This is a genomic window from Colwellia sp. MB3u-8 (assembly GCF_014076985.1).
GTDB lineage: Bacteria > Pseudomonadota > Gammaproteobacteria > Enterobacterales > Alteromonadaceae > Cognaticolwellia.
Window position 1 is genome coordinate 1 of sequence record NZ_JACGVA010000038.1, and the last position, 20,056, is coordinate 20,056.

Sequence of the window (20,056 nt, forward strand, 5' to 3'; positions counted from 1 at the left end):
ATTTTTTAATTTTTTAATTTTTTAATTTTTTGTAGGTCGGACTTTAGTCTGACAACCGTTATGTAGGCAATTAACTTGGTGGGTTAACAAACACTGGCAGCTAGTATTATTTTTTCTCTCAGAACTTATACCAAACACAGTTAAATTTCATTTAACTTGATGGACTGAAGTCCACCCTACATTTAACCTACATCGAAGCTACATTGGGCTTACATTGAAGCTAGATAGGCTTGTGGATGACAATCTCGCGTTGGACAATTTTTGTAGGTCGGACTTTTCATCGACAATCTGGCGGGCTAAAACCCGACCTACATTTCAATCTCTACAAGCATTATTGGCCGCTAAAAATTAACTGGATAAATAAATTTTTAACGCGCTAAGTCGCCAACTGCAGATCGCGTAATTTAGCAATTTTATCTCGTACCGACGCGGCTAATTCAAACTCTAAGTTTTGGGCATGATTAAACATGGTTGTTTCTAATTCTTTTACTTTTGCATCAATTTGTTTTGTGGTGAAGGTTTCATATTCTGACGCTGGCTCAGCGGCTTTTAAGGCGGCTGCCGCACGAGTTTTTCCACCATCAAGGTCCATCACATCAGAAATATTACGTCTAACGCCCCGCGGGGTAATGTTGTTATCAAGATTGTATTGGTGCTGTTTAACGCGACGTCGGTCGGTTTCATCAATTGCTTTACGCATTGAGCCGGTAATGCGCCCAGCATATAGAATTGCTCGGCCATTAATATTACGTGCCGCTCGCCCAATGGTTTGAATAAGTGAACGCTCTGAGCGCAAAAATCCTTCTTTATCGGCATCGAGAATCGCCACTAGAGAAACTTCTGGCATATCTAAACCTTCACGCAGTAAGTTAATACCTACGAGCACATCAAACTTTCCTAAACGAAAATCTCGGATAATTTCTACCCGTTCAACCGTATCCACATCAGAATGTAAGTAACGCGCTTTAACTTGGTGTTCGTCTAAATAATCGGTGAGATCTTCTGCCATACGTTTGGTTAATGTGGTGGCTAAAACTCTTTCATCAATTTTTACCCGTTTTCGAATTTCAGACAGGAGATCATCAACTTGCGTGTCAACGGGGCGAACTTCTATGATGGGGTCCAGCAGTCCGGTGGGCCTAACGACTTGTTCTGCAATTTCGCCTGCTGACTTTTCAAGTTCATAGTGACTTGGCGTGGCAGAAACGTAAATAGTTTGCGGCGACAGGGCTTCAAATTCTTCAAACTTCATTGGGCGATTATCAAGCGCCGAAGGTAGTCTAAAGCCATATTCTACGAGGTTTTCTTTGCGTGAACGGTCACCTTTGTACATGGCGCCAATTTGCGGCACGGTGACGTGTGACTCGTCAATGATCAACAAGCCATCGCTGGGCAAGTAATCAAATAATGTTGGCGGTGCCTCTCCTGGTCCTCGGCCCGATAAATAGCGCGAGTAGTTTTCTATGCCGGAGCAATAACCCAGCTCGGTCATCATCTCAATATCAAATTGAGTACGTTGCACTATGCGCTGCTCTTCAATCAGTTTATTGTTATCTTTAAGTTGAGTCGCTCTGTCTTTTAATTCAATTTTTATTTTTTCAACCGCTGCCACTATTTTTTCACGTGGTGTCGCGTAATGGGTTTTAGGATAAATAGTGACGCGAGCAACGGTACGGTCAACAGCACCGGTGAGTGGATCAAATATGCTAATGCGCTCAATTTCTTCATCAAATAATTCAATACGTAAGGCCATGCGGTCTGATTCAGCAGGGAAAATATCAATAACATCACCGCGCACACGATAAGTGGCGCGCTGAAATGCCATGTCATTACGTGCATATTGCAATTCAGCTAAGCGCCTTAAAATGTCTCGCTGATTAATAATGTCGCCAACGCTGATATGCAACATCATTTTCAAGTAGGACTCGGGATCGCCCAAACCATAAATTGCCGAGACAGAGGCGATAATAATGACGTCTTTTCGCTCTAACAGTGATTTGGTTGCCGATAAGCGCATTTGCTCAATATGTTCATTGATCGAGGCATCTTTTTCGATAAAAGTATCAGTGGTTGGCACATAGGCTTCTGGTTGATAGTAGTCATAGTAAGAAACAAAATATTCTACGGCGTTATCAGGGAAAAAATCTTTCATTTCACCATATAATTGCGCCGCTAAGGTTTTATTTGGCGCTAACATCATAGTGGGACGATTCAGCTTTTCGATAACATTGGCTATGGTATAAGTTTTACCTGAGCCGGTTACCCCTAATAATGTTTGATGTGCTAAGCCTGATTCAATACCATCGAGCAATTTTGCGATGGCCGTAGGTTGATCGCCACTGGGAGTATAATCTGAATGTATTTTTAACGCTTTCATTAAGTAATAACCTCTACCGTGACACGATCTTTTTCACATTGCTTGTTAAACAAACCATAAGAAATAGCCGCCATCACTACATTTCCAAGTAAAGCGCCGATAAAAAATCCTTCTATACCAAACCAAAAACTACCCATATAAGCTAGCGGCACATAACAAATAAATAAACGAATAACACTTAACACCAACGCCACCATAGGCTTATGCAGTGCGTTAAATGATGAGTTGGTTAAAATAATAACGCCTTGAAAGCCATAGCCTAGCGGTAAAATCCAAATGAAAAGTTTAATAATATCGGCAACCGCTTGCTCTTTAGAGAACACGTCGGCAATAAACGGCGCGGCTAACACGAGCACAACATAAACAAGCACCTGAAAGCCTAAAACAAATTTAATTGAGGTTTTGTAGCCCTCTTCAACACGCTTCATCTTGCCGGCACCCAAGTTTTGGCTGATAAAGGGCGGTAATGTCATCGACAGCGCTAACACCACTAAACAGGCAATAGATTCAATTCTTGACCCCACCCCAAAAGCAGCTACGGCTGATGCGCCATAGTTAGCTACAATCGCGGTTAACACGGCCGAAGCAGCCGGTGTTAACATATTTGCGCCCGCTGCAGGTAAGCCAATATGTAAAATGCTGCGTGCCGAATAAATAAAGTCTTTAATGGCCATTAAATGGCGGTGAATTAAATCGCGTTTAATCGCTAAAATATATAAAACATAGCCTAAACCGAATAACCAAGATATTAAGGTAGCAATGGCTGCACCTTCAATACCCATAGCGGGTACGGGACCAAAACCAAAAATAAAAATAGGATCTAATACGGCATTGATTAAGCCGGCGCTACCCATAATGATACTGGGTGTTTTGGTATCGCCATCAGCACGCAAAATAGCGTTACCTATCATAGGGCCAATTAAACAAATACACCCTAAAAACCAGAGATCCATATATTGATGGATTAAGGGTAGCAGTGCTTCGCTAGCCCCTAAAAGTAAAAAGGTTTCGTCAATCAGCAAATAACCGATAACGGCAAGCATACCAACAATGATTGCTGACAAATATAATGCGCTGGTTGCGAGGTTTTTTGCCGACGCTTTGTCACCTTTACCCAGCGCTTTTGCAATAACCGCTGAGGTACCTATCCCTAAACCTATAGTGAGACTGATCACGGTAAAGGTAATAGGAAAAGTAAAACTAATCGCAGCTAAAGGCTCTGTGCCCAATAACCCGACAAAAAAGGTATCAACTAAGTTAAAGGTCATCAATAAAATCAGGCCATAGATCATCGGCACTGTCATTGTTTTTAACGTTGGACCTACGGGGTCTTTAAGTAAATTTATTTGGTGAATAGTTTTTGTCTTAATCATTAATTTTTGAACGTAAGTGATGAGCCGAATACACCTGCCATTGTAAAAGATCGTGATCGGTCTCGCTACGTATATATTTTATTAGTGATAATAATGTCACCACTTGAAGAAAAAACCATATAGTTGAAATAAAATAGACGACGCTGCTCTTTGCAAAAAACACCATAAATGTATAAAACATCACTCTTGAACAAAAAACACACGAACATGAGCAAAAACACGACAATATTACACTAACTACTTGTTATTAATTAATATTTAAAGTTAGTCTTAAAAATCTCTATTTGGCTACAAGCCGCATTCTACCGTTTGCCTTACGTAAACGTACACTTTAACCCACATAGTTATCCACAGATAAAGTGGATAACTCTATTTTTAGTTGTTATTTTTAGTGCTGAGTATTTATTCATCATAAAATGCAGGAATGTTATCAACAATGCCTGCAATTTGAGCAAACGAGCAATAAAATGATTTTTTTCTAACTTTTGTGTTGACAGTATGACATGCGGCCTTTAATATTCGGCCCCGTTAGCCAGTAGCGGCTTTCAAAACAATTCCTCAATAGCTCAGTTGGTAGAGCAACGGACTGTTAATCCGTTTGTCCTTGGTTCAAGTCCAAGTTGAGGAGCCAAATTAAGAAGTAGTGGTTTTTATTTTAATATAGAAACGGCTATAGTAGAAAGTAGTAGAAGCACAATTCCTCAATAGCTCAGTTGGTAGAGCAACGGACTGTTAATCCGTTTGTCCTTGGTTCAAGTCCAAGTTGAGGAGCCACATTAAGATGTAATGGCTAGTCGTGATATTGCTAGCGGTTATATTAGCAAGTATAGTAGAAAGAACAATTCCTCAATAGCTCAGTTGGTAGAGCAACGGACTGTTAATCCGTTTGTCCTTGGTTCAAGTCCAAGTTGAGGAGCCACATTAAAGAACCTGCTTTTTTAAGCAGGTTTTTTTTCGTCTTGAATTTGATGAACGACTATCCCTCAAAAAATCACTTGGTAGAGCAACAGAGCAACAGCCCCGCTTTTGTAATTAATAAGCATTTGTCATTTCTTTGTAGGTCGGACTTTAGTCCGACAACCGTTAAGCGAGTGATTAATGCTATAGGCCAAAAAACATCGGCAGCAGGGTTTATTTTTCTTCATTAGTCTTAATACCAAAAGCCGTTAAATTTCATTTAACCTGATAGACTGAAGTCCATCCTACATAGAACCTACGAGTGACGATGTAAATTTAAGCCATTTTTTTGTGCTTTTTTTTGTAGGTCGGACTTTAGTCTGACAACCGTTAAGCGGGTGATTAATGCTATAGGCCAAAAAACATCGGCAGCCGGTCTTATTTTTCTTAAAGGGTTTATTTCAAAAGTGCTTATATAAATTAGCCTGTAAAAAAGGGCTAGATTTTCATCTAGCCCTGTATTGATATTTTAAGCTTAATAACTTATTTCATCATGGCATCGCGAGTGACTTTAAACTCACTGCCTTCACGCCAATTTGGCCAGTCTTTGGTGTTGCTTAACATATAGCCGGTTTCAAAGAAGACTTGCAGCTCTGCGATCATGCCCTGCCAGCCCCAGTTTTCATTGTATTCGTCACAGGTTTGGTGATAACACTTAGCGACTAAAGCAGACACTTGCTCACCAATGGCTTTTTGCTCGGCATTAAGCCAAGTAGAGCCACCACCAGCACTTAATGCCGGTACGCCTTTCTTTGCCAAACTAAAGTGGTCTGAACGATAATAGTAGCCTCGTTCAGGGGTTTGCTCAGGGGTTAGGATACGGCCTTGGCTTTTAGCCGCTTTTGCTAAATAATCTTCAAGTGCCGACTTACCAAAACCGACAACAGTTAAGTCAGTTTTCAAGCCTGAAATGTCTAGGCTGTCCATGTTGATCAAACCTACGATTTTATTTAATGGCATGGTTGGGTGGTTAGCAAAATAACGTGAGCCTAAACGCCCTTGCTCTTCAGCTGTTGCCGCCATAAAAGTTACTGAGCGTTCAGGGGCTTTGTTTAACGCTTTATAGGCTTTAGCAATATGCATTAAACCTGCGGTACCTGTTGCGTTGTCATGTGCTCCATTAAAGTAAAGGGTTTTACCGTCAATAACGGTAGAGCCTAGGTGATCCCAATGTCCCATATAAATAACATGTTCATCAGGGCTAGTGCGACCTGGAATAGTCGCGATAACATTGTTAGATACTGAGGCTGTAATCGTATTGTTAACTTTGATGTTAGCCTTTAGTTTAAGTGGCACAGCTTGAAATTTATTCGACAATGCTTGAGCTTTTAAGGTGTTAAAATCTAAACCAGCTTTCGCCATTAACTCGTGTGCTTTTTCTGTACTGATCCACATTTCAACATCAACAACGGCTTCATTCACTTCTTTGGCTGGTAGATGGTATTGCGCGCCAGTCCAGCTGCTTTCGATAACATTCCAACCGTAACTAGCAGGTTTGGTTTCATGCACTATAATAGCGCCAGCAGCGCCTTGACGGGCCGCTTCTTCATATTTATAAGTCCAGCGACCGTAATAGGTCATGGTATTGCCATCAAACAGTGCGGGGTCTTGTGAGGCATAACCTGGGTCGTTAACTAAAACAACAACCGTCTTTCCTTTGACATCAATATTTTTATAATCATTCCATTGATACTCAGGTGCGTTGATGCCATAACCAACGAAAACTAACTCAGAGTTTTCAAGGCTAATTTGTTCACGTGTTTGACGTGAGCTAGCCACATAGTTTTTAGGGAAATCAAAGGCTATATCGGCAATGGTTAAGGTGCCAACTGGCTCACTCACTATACTATTCATAGGTACAGCTTGAAGATAACTGTCGCCATTACCAGGCGTTAAACCTAGTTTTTTGAATCTCGAAATCAACATATTGGTGGTTAATATTTCACCTTCAGTTGATGGTTCACGGCCAGCGAATTTATCTGAAGATAATTTTTTTACATCAGCTTTTATCGCGTTAATATCAAACGATTGATACGCTGCAATGAAATTATCCTGAGCACAAGCACTCATCGACAGTAATAAGGCGCCAGCACCTAGCAGTATTTGCTGACGTTTTTCACGAATATAACTCAACTTAATTCTCCTAAAGTTTATTCACCACAGTTTAAAAGTCATAAAATTAATGGTGAATTTAAATCACCTATCAGACTAACGGTATTCCTCACAAAACGCTAGAAATACCCAATTAATACAAGGTACTTGTTAAATGAGTCATTAAAAATTAAGCGACGGACTGCAGTTACTTAGCCATGATATCAAACGAATTAACTCGCTGATTAAAGTTAGGAAAGATAACTTAATTAAGTGGATGTTTAGCCGGTATTCAGCGGGTATTTTACTTGTGGTTATTTACCAGGCCAAGGCATTAACCTGGCGTAAATGCGGCTTAAACGCCGCTATTTTAAACACGGCTATAGGAAGGTTAACTTGATATGTTATTGGCTTGATAAAGACAGTGGCAAGGAGCAATAAATTTACGCCCTATACGTGCTAACTAATAGGGATGTTAACGAATAGCCCAAAATTTAATCTCTTGCTCGGTCAAAAAACCTTCCGCCTGCGGCCCCTGCATTAAGGCTAATGTGGCTAATATTCCGGCTTGAATACATTGTGGTGCCACTACCGTAATAGAGCGTGGCGCTTGTACAACTGGCCAACCGGTTTTTGCATTTAAAATATGGCTATAACGAACATTATCTTTGAATAAAAAGCGCTTTGCGTCACCGCTAGTGGCTAATGCACCTTTTAACAAACTCACCACCATAGGCTTGCGTTCAATAAAACCTGGGTGCTCAATGCCTACTTGCCATGGCACATTGGTTTTACGGGGTTTATTAGCGGCTAAATCTCCACCTAAATTAACCAGTAGCGGCAATTGAGTAAATTCGTTGGCAATGATCATCGCTCTGTCTACTGCGTATTCTTTACCAATTCCGCCAAAGTCTATTTCCATATGCTCTGGCATTATGATTTGCTGTTCATCAAAAAAAATTTTATGCCAACCGATGTTTTCTAAGCTTTTTTGTACATCCCTATCATGAGGAATATTGTCGCTACCATCAAATTGCCAAACTTGCCGCAATACCCCGGATGTTATGTCAAAAACACCCTCGCTGAGTTTATAACAAGTATCAGCAAAGTTTAATAACAAATAGGTTTCTTGATCTATAGCTAACGCCTGACCGCCACTATTATTTATAGCAGAACAAACACTGGTGGCTTGATAACGTGAATATTTATCTTCAATGCGCCATACTTCATCAGCAATAAGCTTACCTAAGGTCAATGCAAGCTTGTTATCCTTGCTAGCCACTAGTACTTCACAAGGACTGGCCATGGCATCAAAACGCAGACAATGGCCATCATCAGTTGCTGTTATTTCAACTTGTCTAACTGGCTTTTTCTTCAAGTGTTCTCCAATTTTTACCGCCATTTTGTTTTTCAACGCGTCCCTGCGTATTTAAGCGAAGTCCAGCAAAGTTCAGCGAAATTAAAATGAATAGCTAACTTGAGCGATAATCGCGTCTACACTTTCATATAAGTCAACTTCTGCTAGCGCACCCGGTGCTTGAACGCCTGAATTTTTAGGGTCTTGTCGATAATACTCTAACCTAAAAGACAAGTCATTACCGTCGCTAAGCGTCATACCGTACTTCACCCCTAAGGTGTATGCGCTCATTTCTCCAATCCGATAATCTGCACTCGCAAACGCTGGAATGGCATTCGATTGTGCTAAAAATGGTTGATAAAAGTCAGCAGCACTTTGTTGATAAAATCTAAAGTGAGGCTCGATATAACTATTACGAGACAAAGGTATTCTCAACCTTGAATCAATAGTATGAGAGTCTATTGCCCAGTCATCCCACATATAACGATAAGAGATATCAATAACGTTTTGTTCAAAGTGATATTTAGTTTGTGCAAATACACTTTGCTTAACGCGACTGTCAGGCCGGTTTTCATAAAGATAGTCTTGCGCAATGCCTTCGCTATTGACCAAACTTAACATTTTAAAAGGGTCGCTTAAATAACCATCAACTTTTGAGTAAGAGTAATTAAACTGGGTGATCATGCGACGATTGATAACTTGTGTAAAACCAAACATGATATCTGCCGTAGTTTTGTCGTCACTATCTGTTCTGCGCGTAGCATTAAAAGCCGTTTTACCCGCACTATTTACTGTCTCATCTTCACTCTCTTCGTCAATGCCATATTCGTCGTCGTTATCATAAGCCGATGGCATTGATGCGAAGGCTACTGGAATACCACCTTCTGGTGTAAATGTGTCTTGAAAGTAACTTAACCCTACAGAAAATGTTGAGTTTTTATTGTTAAAGTCATACGCAAGGTTGCCATTAACCCCCAGTGATAAATAATCATATTCTTTTGAAATATGAACACCTGCACTACCGGTATAGTTTTCTGCTAACGGCTGAGTCCACTGAGCATTTAGCTGTACGCGAGTATCTTTAAATGTGTCGTCTAACGGGGTTTTACCGGCTTGCGTTTGATAACTTCCCTTGCCTGAAGGTCGGGTAAATGTTTGCACATTCGGTTGTGCCGCTGCGCCAGTAGCCGAGGCACCGGTGAGTGAATCTATGGTTAACTTTAGATTCAACACTTCTTCATTTTCAAAAGTTTTTTGAGCGCTTATAACCGCTTCGGCGGCTGAAACGCGGTCGCTTTCACTATAATATAAAAATGCACTCTCAAAATCCCAAGAAGATTCTTGCTGTGCTTTTGCAGGTGTCGTTGTGTCGTCTGCTGCATTGGCAATAACAGGTAATGTGCCTAATAACGCCGAGGTAGCAATAGTCAATGCTGCCTTAATGTTTATTGGCGTCTTTTTGTGATTTAATTGCATCCGCAACCTCCGCCACCAAAACCTTTACCACCACTTGACGCTTCTTTGCTGAAATAGATATGATCATCAAGCGCAGAATCTATCGCTGAAGAGGTTAACGCCATCTCTTCTTTCGCTAATAAATCACGCTCCCATGGCTGTACGCCTAATGATGAACAGCCACTGGCTAAAAAGATTGCCGCTGACAATAACGAATACTTAATTATTGGCGAAGGTAAATCCGCATTAAAGTAATTTTTTTTGACCTGAAATATTTTCATCAATCTACTCCCTATTTAACTGCTAATAACGCCATTAATTGCGTTTCATAAAGCTTTACTTTATTCGTAAAAAATCCTGTATGTGCCTGCTGCACCTTACCCTGTTTGTCAATTAATAAGCTACTTGGCATACCTTGAATATTAAATTGTTGCGCTATGTCGCCTTCGGGATCATAGATAACTAAGAAGTTCGCCGGATTTTCTAACAAAAATTCTTTTGCTAATGTTTTTTCCGCATCAACATTGACACTAATGATGACAAAACCCTGATCACGATATTTTTGCTGCATTTCGTTCATCCAAGGAAATGACTTACGACATGGCCCGCACCAAGAGGCCCAAAAATCAAGATAAACTACTTGTCCTCGGTGTTCGGCTAATGTTTGCTGCAACTTAGTTTCTGGTACCGACATCGCCTGAGTATTTTTAACCAGCAACAAGGAGAGTAATAACGCCAATACGGCAAAAGTGTTAATTAATTTTGGTGAAATTTTTGGCATAAACAGTAAAATTCATTGGTCTAGTTTTAAGGTCATCACTTTATTTTATTTTTCTTAAGAAATCCTTAAGGTTTAATAAAAACATTGGATATAAATTTTCTCTAATCAGCAAAGTTACGTTATTATCGCTGACATATTTACTTAACCTTTTTTACTGGAAGTTTTTACCTTGATTGATATCACCCTGCTCAGCTTATTTATCCCAACATTTTTTATTGTTAGCTTAACGCCAGGTATGTGTATGACATTAGCCATGAGCTTAGGGATTACCATAGGGGTGAGAAAAACATTATGGATGATGTATGGGGAGTTACTCGGTGTTGCTACTGTAGCTGTTGCCTCTGTATTAGGTGTTGCGACGATAATGACTAAGTTCCCCGAACTATTTCAAGCGTTTAAAATAATGGGGGCATTATATTTATTATATGTTGGTATTAATATGTGCCGAGCTAAAGGCAAACTTTTGACCAATTCAAATCAACAACAAGTCATTAAAAAGCGCAGCTTATTTCAACAAGGATTTTTTACTGCCATAGCCAATCCAAAAGGTTGGGCATTTATGATTTCGCTATTACCCCCTTTTATTAGCCAAAGCCTGCCATTGGCACCACAATTAAGCATTTTAGTGGCAGTAATATTAATATCAGAATTTGTTTGTATGACCCTATACGCCACTGGTGGCAAAACTCTTGGTAAGCTATTGACCCAAAGAAACAATGTACAACTCCTTAATAGAATATCAGGCTGTTTAATGATATTAGTCGCTATTTGGTTAGCCATGAGCTGATATAAGTTAAACGAAGCCTTTACACTTAACAGTGATACAAAGCTTATTATTTGGGTATGAATTCACTGGAAAATGTTTAAAGCGGATCACTAACTAATGATGATTTGTAGTGGCATAGACTCATTTTATTCAGTTATTACCATAGGTGATTTGACCCTGTAACAAAATCTGCGTGCAACAAGATCACCCACTAAATAAAACTCATATGGTTGTTGAGCTTTCAGCTTCGATAACTTGCCACAGTTAACATTTTTGTATAGGTTTTTTGTTCAACTGTGGTGAAGGTTAACCATATGCGCCATGTCATCTCCTCGGCGGAACAACTGCCGACCAGTACCTCGGTTTGAAACACTTGTTTACTTGCTGTTTCACTCTCAATTGTACTCTCAATTGTACTCTCAAATGTACTATCAAATTCACTCTCTATCTTTAACTGAGTTATATCGATTTGCTCTGGTGTTAAATTGTCTAACTTTTTGTTATTTATTCTATTGTTTGGAAAATCCTCTTCAATAAACAAAGGTATTTTCCCCATATACATGTTAACACCTTCAAGATAACCACTAACGCTGGTCAGTGCTTGTGCACCTTGATAATTCAACACCATATTAAATGCCTGCTCAGCAACTATTCTATCAACAGTAAATAGGACTTGAACTCGCCCTCCTGCTAAGTCGAATTGACATTGGCTTTGCTGAGCAATGCACTGTGCGGTGCGCACGCTCTGAACACCCACTGTTGGGTTAACCTTTTCTTGGGGACTACAAGCGGTCAATAGAATGGCTAACCCTATTAATAAAATGCCTTGCGCTAATTTTTTGGAAATATTCATTAAATGCTATAAAAGAAAGATATTTGTCGGTCATGATACACAAACCTTGGTGATATTTATCACTTTTTTATTGGCTTGTATTTAATACGTCATAGCAGATTTTCAACAAAAAACGCAGAGTTCACTTTTGCTATGATCTTACACAAGATTAACCCCGTAATGCTTAGTAATTAAAGTAAAGGTCAATGACAAAATAACAACATGGGCTTAACTAATATTAAAGTTTCCTTGGTATTAAAGTTGCCTTGGTGATTTTTTTATTTTTTAACAGAAAATGTTCAATCAGATACTTTCTAAATTAAACCCAGCGACTAGTGTTAAATAGTTTAAAAAGCGTATCATGTAGTTAGCTCTTCGATGTTTGCCAAACCTATCTGCCAAATATTATTGAGTTGCCACCATTTATCTTTAATTTAATCGTGTAAATATCAACCATGGCTTGATTCGTTTTCCTGCTAAATTAGCCCATTTCAAATGGTCTTCTTTTACTAGTAAAAAACTAATAAGAAAACGAGTAAAAAGATTAATCAGCACTTGCTTATTAACTTATTGAACAATATTGCAGCAACAGACTTTTTTTGTTGATTTAAATCAAGATTTACGGTTGATTTATGGCATAGGCGAAAGGTAAAATTACAAAATTACGTAGCTTCTCAGCATTTTTCATGAAAAAGTTTATTTTTTACTGAAAGTTTTTCATGAAAAATGCAAAATTTAACTTAGTAACGGAACAATAAAAATGACAACAACGCTTGAACATCCGTCATATAACTTCAATGTGGTGCGTCAATTCACCGTAATGACAGTTATTTGGGGGATCTTTGGTACTGCATTAGGTGTACTTATTGCCGCGCAATTAATTTGGCCTGCACTAAATTTTGAAACACCTTGGCTAACCTATTCTCGTCTTCGTCCACTGCATACCAATGTGGTAATTTTTGCTTTTGGCACCAGTGCACTCTTCGCTACTTCATATTATGTTGTTCAGCGCACCTGTAAATCAGTTTTGTTTGGTGGAAAATTAGTCGCCTTTACCTTTTGGGGTTGGCAAGCTGTTATCGTGCTTGCCATTATCACTTTACCTATGGGTTATACTTCAAGTAAGGAGTATGCCGAATTAGAATGGCCGATTGACATTTTAATTGCTGTGGTCTGGATTAGTTACGCCATTGTGTTTTTTGGCACCTTAGTCAAACGTAAGACATCTCACATCTATGTTGCAAACTGGTTTTTTGGTGGTTTTATTCTCACGGTAGCCGTGTTGCACATCGGAAATAGCATGGTTATTCCGGTGTCGATGTTTAAGTCCTACTCAATATATTCTGGCGCTATCGATGCTATGATGCAGTGGTGGTATGGACACAATGCCGTAGGCTTCTTACTGACAGCTGGTTTCTTGGGTATGATGTATTACTTCGTACCAAAACAAGCTGAACGTCCAGTTTATTCTTACCGTTTGTCAATTGTTCATTTTTGGGCATTAATTTCATTGTACATTTGGGCAGGTCCTCATCATTTACATTACACTGCATTACCTGATTGGGCTCAGTCAGTAGGTATGGTGATGTCAATCGTATTATTCTTACCTTCTTGGGGTGGTATGATTAACGGCATTATGACGCTTTCTGGTGCGTGGCATAAACTTCGCTACGACCCTATTTTGCGCTTCTTAATTGTTTCATTGTCCTTTTACGGTATGTCTACCTTTGAAGGCCCTATGATGGCGATTAAATCGGTGAATGCATTATCTCATTACACAGATTGGACTATAGGTCATGTACATTCGGGTGCTTTAGGTTGGGTTGCTATGGTGACAATTGGCGCTATGTACCACTTAATTCCCGTGTTATTTAATCAAGGTCGCATGTACAGTACTAGATTGATCAACGTGCATTTTTGGTTACACACATCAGGTATCGTTTTGTACATAGTAGCTATGTGGATTTCAGGTGTCATGCAAGGGTTAATGTGGAGGGCTGTTAACACTGATGGTACGTTAACTTACAGCTTTGTTGAAAGTTTAGTTGCCTCTAAACCTTTCTACTTTATGCGTTTTGTTGGTGGTGTATTGGTTGTTGTTGGTTTCTTATTGATGGCTTATAACATGTACAAAACAATCTATGCTAAAGACAATAGTCTTAAGCCACTTGAAATAAGTTAGGGAGCCGACAATGAAAAATAAACATGAAAAATTTGAAAAAAATGTTGGTCTGTTCGCTATTTTTACTATTCTTGCAATCAGCATAGGTGGTTTAGTTGAAATTACGCCGTTGTTCTTTCAAAAAGCCACCACAACACCGGTTGATAACCTAAGACCTTATACCGCTTTAGAGATGGAAGGTCGTGATATTTATATCCGCGAAGGTTGCAATGTTTGTCACAGCCAAATGATACGCCCTTTTCGTGCTGAAACTGAGCGTTACGGTCACTACTCTGTTGCTGGTGAAGGCGTATGGGAACATCCATTTTTATGGGGTTCTAAACGAACAGGCCCTGATTTAGCACGTGTTGGTGGTCGTTACAGCGACGATTGGCATCTTGCGCATTTACTTGACCCTCGTTCAGTTGTACCTGAGTCAAATATGCCTTCGTTTAAATGGTTAGCTGAAACTAAGCTTGACGGCGAATTAACGGAGAAGAAATTATCAACATTTAATTTCTTAACCCGTAATCGTAGCCATAAAGACGAGCAAGGTAATGCTATTCCGCTTTACTCTGAAGCTGAACTTGCTAATGCAAAAAACTCTGTTGCAGGTAAAACCGAGATGACAGCGTTGATTGCCTATTTACAATCTCTAGGTCATGCACTGAAATGATAACTATAGACTACGGCACGCTTAGAGGGCTAGTTGCCCTATTAATATTGGCATTATTTATTGTCATTGTGGTTTGGTCGTATTCAAAAAAACGCAAATCAGCGTTTGATGAAGCGGCAAATTCAATTTTTGAAGAAGATACTGAAACTGAATTAAAGCACTCTGACAAAAATAACAAACAGGAGACTAATAACAATGTCTAGCTTCTGGAGTATTTGGATTACCGTTCTTACCTTGGGTACATTAGTGGGTTGTTATCTATTATTGAACTATTGCTTAAAGAACTTTGCAGACGTTGAAGAAGGTGAGCCTACGGGTCATGTCTTTGACGGTATTGAAGAATTGAACAACCCATTACCGAAATGGTGGAGTACCTTCTTCTTATTAACCATTATCTGGGGTTTTGGCTATTTACTGCTTTATCCAGGTTTAGGTAACTTTCAAGGCCTATTAGGCTGGAAGAGCTCTAACCAAGGCATTTTAAATTTATCAGAATCAAAAGCAAGCATTGCTAATGCGAAAGCAGCGGGCATGTTAGTACAGTACGACCGAGAAATTGCTGCTGCAGGTGAAAAATATGGCCCTATTTTTGATGCCTATGCAGAGCGTAAAATTATTGACTTAGCTACCGCTAATGATGATGAAGCAACGTCTGCACGTAAAGTCGGACAACGCTTGTATTTACAAAACTGTTCTCAGTGTCATGGTTCTGATGCGCGTGGTGCTACTGGTTTTCCTAATCTAGCTGATAAAGATTGGTTATACGGTGGCTCACCTGAAATGATCAAAGCTACTCTCATCCATGGCCGTAAGGCAAATGGCATGATAGCTTGGAGTGCAGCATTAGGCGGCGAACAAGGTGTTAAAGAAGTTACCGCCTATGTTTTGAGTTTAAGTGGTCGTGAAGTTGACACAAAAGCAGCAGAAGCGGGTAAAGTTAAATTTGCCATGTGTGCGGCTTGTCACGGTAGCGAAGGCAAAGGTAGTGATGCAATGGGTATTGCATTAGGTGCGCCTAACTTAACAGATAATATTTGGTTATATGGTGGTTCACCGCGTGCTGTTGAAATGTCAATTGCTAATGGTCGTGCTGGCGTAATGCCGGCTTGGGATAAAATCCTAGGTGAACAAAAAATTCATGTCATCAGTGCTTATATCTATAGCTTATCGCAAGAGTAGAACCTTAAAATAAGCATTAAAAACAAAGCCTTGGTGGTTTAATTTGCCAAGGCTTTTTTATTTATCCGAATATGAAAGTTCACTAAATTAGCATTTTTTTAATAGTTACCACTTAAGAATAGTCGTATAATACTTATTCTCTTAGCATAGAAGAAATTTTCATGAAAACATCTTGGTACCGAGAACCTTGGGCATGGTTTGTATTTATATTGCCTTTTACAGCAGTAGTTGCTGGCATTGTCACCTTCATTATTGCCAATACTAATCCTGATACACTTGTTGTCGGTGATTATTATAAAAAAGGCAAAGCGATTAACCTTGAATTGGGTAAAATTAAACAAGCGCAGAAACTGGGTATGAGTTTTGGTTTAAAACTTGTTGACGATCAGCTTATTATTCGTCCAACGGGTATCGAAAAAGAATTTCCCTTACTTAATGTCAATTTTTACCACCCAACCCTAGCGGATAGAGATTTCTCTTTAGTATTAACGCCTGATGGCAACGGTGACTTTAGCCACCTTTTTGAAGCTGATAAAAATGTGGCCGGTAAATGGCAGGTAACCATCACCCCGTTTGAAAATCACTGGAAAATTCAAGCCGAGATCACCCTACCTCAATCCGATTTTATTGCGATAACACCGGACACAGCCCAAGCAAATTAATGAGCCAAGCTTAATGAACCTAGACTGTTTTCATTGCGGTGAGCCCGTACCCAATGGCATTAATTTAACCACGAGTATTGAAAATATTAACCAACCTATGTGCTGCATAGGTTGCCAAGCGGTAGCACAAACTATTGTCGACAACAATTTAACTGACTATTACCGTTTTCGCAGTGCGCCAGCACAAAAAGGCGAAGTATTAATACCTGAACAACTGCAACGCAATAAAGTGCTTGATGATGAAAGCTTACAAAACGAGTTTGCTTATTATCATGATGGTTTTAAAGAAACTATATTAACCATTGAAGGTATAAGTTGCTCAGCATGTGCTTGGTTAATAGAAATGCAAATCAGAAAACTTGATGGCATTAATAAAATTAATGTTAACGCCACGACACAAAGGGCAACAGTCCAGTGGCAAGAGAGCCAAGTTAAACTCAGTGAGATACTGAGTTTAATTGATAAAATTGGCTATCACGCCCTTCCCTTTAAAGCCAGTACAGCTGAAAAGGCCAATAAAAAACAAGCAAAAAACTTTATTAAACGCTTAGGCATTTCAGGCATTTTAATGATGCAAGTCATGATGATAGCGTTTGGTTTATACTTTGGTGCTTTTGCCGATATGGCTGAGTACAATGTACAGTATTTGCGCTGGGCCAGCCTTTTCTTAACCCTACCCATTGTTAGCTATGGCGCCTTTCCGTTTTATAAAAGTGCTTTTTTTGCCTTGAAAGCGCGACAACTTTCAATGGATGTACCTGTCTCTATTGCGATTAGCCTGGCTTTTCTTGCTAGCGTTTGGGCTACATTTACCCAGCAAGGTGAAGTGTATTTCGAGTCTGTTTCCATGTTTACCTTTTTATTACTAATTGGTAAATTTCTAGAGTTTAGGGCCCGCAGCCGCGCTGCTGACATCTCGGCAAATTTATTAAAATTAATGCCGATGACCGCCACTAAAATTGAACAGGGCATTGAAAGCTTTATCTCAGCAACACATTTAAAAGCGGATGATATTATTTTAATAAAACCCGGTGAAACCATACCCGCAGATTGCGAAATAATAACGGGCACTAGCCAAATCAATGAAGCCATGCTCTCTGGTGAACAACTGCCGTTGCATAAAACCACGCTAGATAATCTTTATGCCGGCACCATAAATGGTGATGGTAACTTAACAGCAAAAGTTAACCACAGTAACCAAGAATCATTTTTAAGCCAATTAATTCGCTTAAGTGAAAGTGCCCAAAGCCATAAACCTAAATTGGCGCAATTGTCAGATAAAATTGCCCAATATTTTGTGGCTCTTATCCTAGTTGTTGCCATTGCTACCGCAATATATTGGTCTCAACATCAACCAGCAGAAGCGTTTTGGATCACCTTGTCTGTTCTAGTGGTAACTTGTCCCTGTGCTCTGTCATTAGCAACACCTACGGCATTAACTTGTGCAACCACTCGCCTTAACCGTGAAGGGATCATGATTAAATCAGCACATGTGCTAGAAACTATGCCTGAAATTGAGGTGATGGCTTTTGATAAAACCGGCACCTTAACAACGGGTGAATTTACCATTACCGCAGTCAAAACTTATGGCGCATTTGCAGATAAAAATGCTCCAGATGGACAACAACAAGTGTTGGCTATTGCGGCGGCGTTAGAGGCACACTCTGCTCACCCCCTAGCAAAAGCCTTTAGCCAGTTTCGTGATTTTAGCCAAACAACAACTCAAGTGGTGGTTGCGCCAGGTGCTGGTATTTCTGGTGAGGTTAATCACCAGTATTACAGAATTGGTAAAAACTCATGGCTACTCAGTAATAATGACAACAGTGCGCACAGTGCGCACAGTGCGCAGTGCGTATTAATGCAAGATGATAACTTAGTGGCTGAATTTTATTTACATGATGGCCTGCGTGAAGATGCTAAAGCCTTAATTGATTTTTTACATCATGAAAACATTAAAACTGTCATGTTATCGGGTGATCATCAACAAGGCTGTGATAAATTACAAGCAAAACTGCACCTTAATAGCGTGCAAGCAGATTTATCTGCACAAGACAAAGTCAACGCGATTAAACTACAGCAAGCTTCACATGCTGTAGCTATGATAGGTGATGGCGTCAACGATACCCCTGTATTGGGTGCGGCGCATTTGTCCATTGCCATGGGTAGTGGTACTGATATTGCTAAAAGCGGTGCGGATGTGATATTACTGAACAATAAACTCAAAGGTGTGCAAACACTGCGACAGGTATCCTTAAGTACTGCGCGAATTATAAAGCAAAATTACCTTTGGGCTTTTAGTTATAATGCCATTGTATTGCCATTAGCGGTTATGGGCTATATAGCGCCATATATGGCAGTCATTGGTATGTCGGCCAGTTCAATACTAGTGGTAAGTAATTCTTTAAGGTTATTAAAAAAATGAGTGTGATATACGTATTAATTCCCATTGCTATTTTACTTACCGCTATTGGTATTTATCTCTTTTTTTGGGCGGTAAAAACTGAGCAATTTGATGATTTAGAAAAGCAAGGCATGAGCATTTTATTTGAAGATGATAATGATAAACAAAGCATTCATCAAAGCAATAATGCTGCGCCAATAAAAAAACAGATAGACAAAACAAACACCTCACAAGAGCCAGCAGACCCACAGGTCAAAAAAAATAGTCTATGAGCCTTGATTATTTCTCCGCATTTGTCATCGGATTATTAGGCTCAGGCCATTGTATAGTAATGTGTGGTGGTATCAGCACCATGTTGACGACGGCGATTTCTGATACCTCTCGGCATAAAAAATACGCAATTATATTGGCCTATAACTTTGGTCGTATCGCCTCTTATAGTCTTATTGGCGCTCTTGTCGCATTCACCAGCTCAATGGCGACCAAAAATATCGGTGTACCTGTTTCACTGTTAAAAACTATCGCGGGTGTTTTTCTTATCTTGTTAGGTTTATATTTAGGCCAGTGGTTTATGTGGTTAAGCCGCGTCGAACATTTAGGCAAAAGTATTTGGCGGTACATAGCACCACAGACTAAAAAATTTATTCCCATTAAAAACGTACAAAGTGCTTTCGCTTTAGGCGCACTATGGGGCTGGTTACCTTGTGGCTTGGTATATTCTACACTAACTTGGGCATTGGCTAGTGCCGATCCCCTTGATGGTGCCTTGATTATGTTTTTCTTTGGACTAGGCACCTTACCTGCCTTACTTTCAGTATCACTGGGCACCATAAGTATTAAATCATTATTGAGTCATACACTATTTAGAAAGACGGCAGCCAGCCTAGTGATTTCATACGGCATCTATACTATACTCGTTTTATATATATAACGTGTCTGATATAGACCTTATATATATAAAAAATCATGGAAACATCATGACAACATC

The 20,056-nt window shown here is 39.6% G+C and carries 17 protein-coding genes and 3 tRNA genes; 12 read left to right on the forward strand and 8 right to left on the reverse strand.

Annotation, left to right across the window (positions count from 1 at the left end; translation table 11 throughout):
* Positions 1–376 precede the first annotated feature (376 nt).
* Positions 377–2,377 carry an excinuclease ABC subunit UvrB gene (uvrB, locus tag H4J54_RS03860; protein ID WP_182189645.1) on the reverse strand — a complete coding sequence of 667 codons (2,001 nt, stop codon included), beginning with the start codon at positions 2,375–2,377 and terminating at the stop codon, positions 377–379.
* Positions 2,377–3,750 (reverse strand): MATE family efflux transporter, encoded by a 1,374-nt coding sequence (locus H4J54_RS03865; RefSeq protein ID WP_182189646.1) that lies wholly within the window; start codon positions 3,748–3,750, stop codon positions 2,377–2,379. Before H4J54_RS03865 ends, uvrB begins: the two co-directional genes overlap by 1 nt.
* A 555-nt stretch (positions 3,751–4,305) precedes the next feature.
* Between H4J54_RS03865 and H4J54_RS03870 the strand changes: the two genes are divergently transcribed.
* The 3 genes from H4J54_RS03870 (at position 4,306) to H4J54_RS03880 (ending at position 4,669) form a co-directional block, all read left to right on the forward strand.
* A tRNA-Asn gene (locus H4J54_RS03870) sits at positions 4,306–4,381 on the forward strand.
* A gap of 67 nt (positions 4,382–4,448) precedes the next feature.
* Positions 4,449–4,524: transfer RNA gene (locus H4J54_RS03875), tRNA-Asn, on the forward strand.
* A 69-nt stretch (positions 4,525–4,593) separates the two neighbouring features.
* Positions 4,594–4,669: transfer RNA gene (locus H4J54_RS03880), tRNA-Asn, on the forward strand.
* Positions 4,670–5,190: 521 nt separating this feature from the next.
* Here H4J54_RS03880 and H4J54_RS03885 read toward each other — a convergent pair.
* From H4J54_RS03885 to H4J54_RS03905, 5 genes are all read right to left on the reverse strand, one after another.
* Entirely contained in the window at positions 5,191–6,777 is a 1,587-nt protein-coding gene (locus H4J54_RS03885) for a M28 family metallopeptidase (protein WP_182189693.1), read from the reverse strand.
* Positions 6,778–7,273: 496 nt separating this feature from the next.
* Complete coding sequence (locus tag H4J54_RS03890) at positions 7,274–8,212, reverse strand: FAD:protein FMN transferase (protein WP_259367113.1); 939 nt, start codon at positions 8,210–8,212, stop codon at positions 7,274–7,276.
* A 45-nt stretch (positions 8,213–8,257) separates the two neighbouring features.
* Positions 8,258–9,631: a DUF3570 domain-containing protein gene (locus H4J54_RS03895; protein ID WP_182189647.1), complete on the reverse strand. Its 1,374-nt coding sequence runs from the start codon at positions 9,629–9,631 to the stop codon at positions 8,258–8,260.
* Positions 9,622–9,891: a DUF4266 domain-containing protein gene (locus H4J54_RS03900; protein WP_259363283.1), complete on the reverse strand. Its 270-nt coding sequence runs from the start codon at positions 9,889–9,891 to the stop codon at positions 9,622–9,624. Before H4J54_RS03900 ends, H4J54_RS03895 begins: the two co-directional genes overlap by 10 nt.
* An 11-nt stretch (positions 9,892–9,902) precedes the next feature.
* Positions 9,903–10,391, reverse strand: coding sequence for a TlpA disulfide reductase family protein (locus tag H4J54_RS03905; RefSeq protein ID WP_259367114.1), 489 nt, complete (start codon positions 10,389–10,391; stop codon positions 9,903–9,905).
* Between the two features lie 169 nt (positions 10,392–10,560).
* Between H4J54_RS03905 and H4J54_RS03910 the strand changes: the two genes are divergently transcribed.
* Positions 10,561–11,178, forward strand: a complete 618-nt coding sequence (locus H4J54_RS03910) for a LysE family translocator (protein ID WP_182189648.1) — start codon at positions 10,561–10,563, stop codon at positions 11,176–11,178.
* A 220-nt stretch (positions 11,179–11,398) separates the two neighbouring features.
* Here the strand turns inward: H4J54_RS03910 and H4J54_RS03915 are convergent, their stop codons facing one another.
* Positions 11,399–12,010, reverse strand: a complete 612-nt coding sequence (locus H4J54_RS03915) for a hypothetical protein (protein WP_182189649.1) — start codon at positions 12,008–12,010, stop codon at positions 11,399–11,401.
* Positions 12,011–12,749: 739 nt separating this feature from the next.
* On the opposite strand from H4J54_RS03915, the gene ccoN reads away from it, so the two are divergent.
* The 8 genes from ccoN (at position 12,750) to H4J54_RS03955 (ending at position 19,999) form a co-directional block, all read left to right on the forward strand.
* Positions 12,750–14,171, forward strand: a complete 1,422-nt coding sequence (ccoN, locus tag H4J54_RS03920; protein WP_182189650.1) for a cytochrome-c oxidase, cbb3-type subunit I — start codon at positions 12,750–12,752, stop codon at positions 14,169–14,171.
* Positions 14,172–14,181: 10 nt separating this feature from the next.
* A complete protein-coding gene (ccoO, locus tag H4J54_RS03925) occupies positions 14,182–14,826 on the forward strand; it encodes a cytochrome-c oxidase, cbb3-type subunit II (protein ID WP_182189651.1) in 645 nt (214 codons plus the stop codon).
* Positions 14,823–15,029 (forward strand): cbb3-type cytochrome c oxidase subunit 3, encoded by a 207-nt coding sequence (locus H4J54_RS03930; RefSeq protein ID WP_220461033.1) that lies wholly within the window; start codon positions 14,823–14,825, stop codon positions 15,027–15,029. The genes ccoO and H4J54_RS03930 overlap by 4 nt, the downstream gene beginning before the upstream one ends.
* Complete coding sequence (gene ccoP / locus H4J54_RS03935) at positions 15,022–16,005, forward strand: cytochrome-c oxidase, cbb3-type subunit III (protein WP_182189652.1); 984 nt, start codon at positions 15,022–15,024, stop codon at positions 16,003–16,005. Before H4J54_RS03930 ends, ccoP begins: the two co-directional genes overlap by 8 nt.
* Before the next feature lie 161 nt (positions 16,006–16,166).
* Positions 16,167–16,667 carry a FixH family protein gene (locus H4J54_RS03940; protein ID WP_182189653.1) on the forward strand — a complete coding sequence of 167 codons (501 nt, stop codon included), beginning with the start codon at positions 16,167–16,169 and terminating at the stop codon, positions 16,665–16,667.
* A gap of 13 nt (positions 16,668–16,680) precedes the next feature.
* Complete coding sequence (locus H4J54_RS03945) at positions 16,681–19,089, forward strand: heavy metal translocating P-type ATPase (RefSeq protein WP_182189654.1); 2,409 nt, start codon at positions 16,681–16,683, stop codon at positions 19,087–19,089.
* On the forward strand, positions 19,086–19,340 hold the full coding sequence (ccoS, locus tag H4J54_RS03950; RefSeq protein ID WP_182189655.1) for a cbb3-type cytochrome oxidase assembly protein CcoS: 255 nt from the start codon (positions 19,086–19,088) through the stop codon (positions 19,338–19,340). The genes H4J54_RS03945 and ccoS overlap by 4 nt, the downstream gene beginning before the upstream one ends.
* Positions 19,337–19,999, forward strand: coding sequence for a sulfite exporter TauE/SafE family protein (locus H4J54_RS03955; protein ID WP_182189656.1), 663 nt, complete (start codon positions 19,337–19,339; stop codon positions 19,997–19,999). The genes ccoS and H4J54_RS03955 overlap by 4 nt, the downstream gene beginning before the upstream one ends.
* The last annotated feature ends 57 nt before the right edge of the window (positions 20,000–20,056 follow it).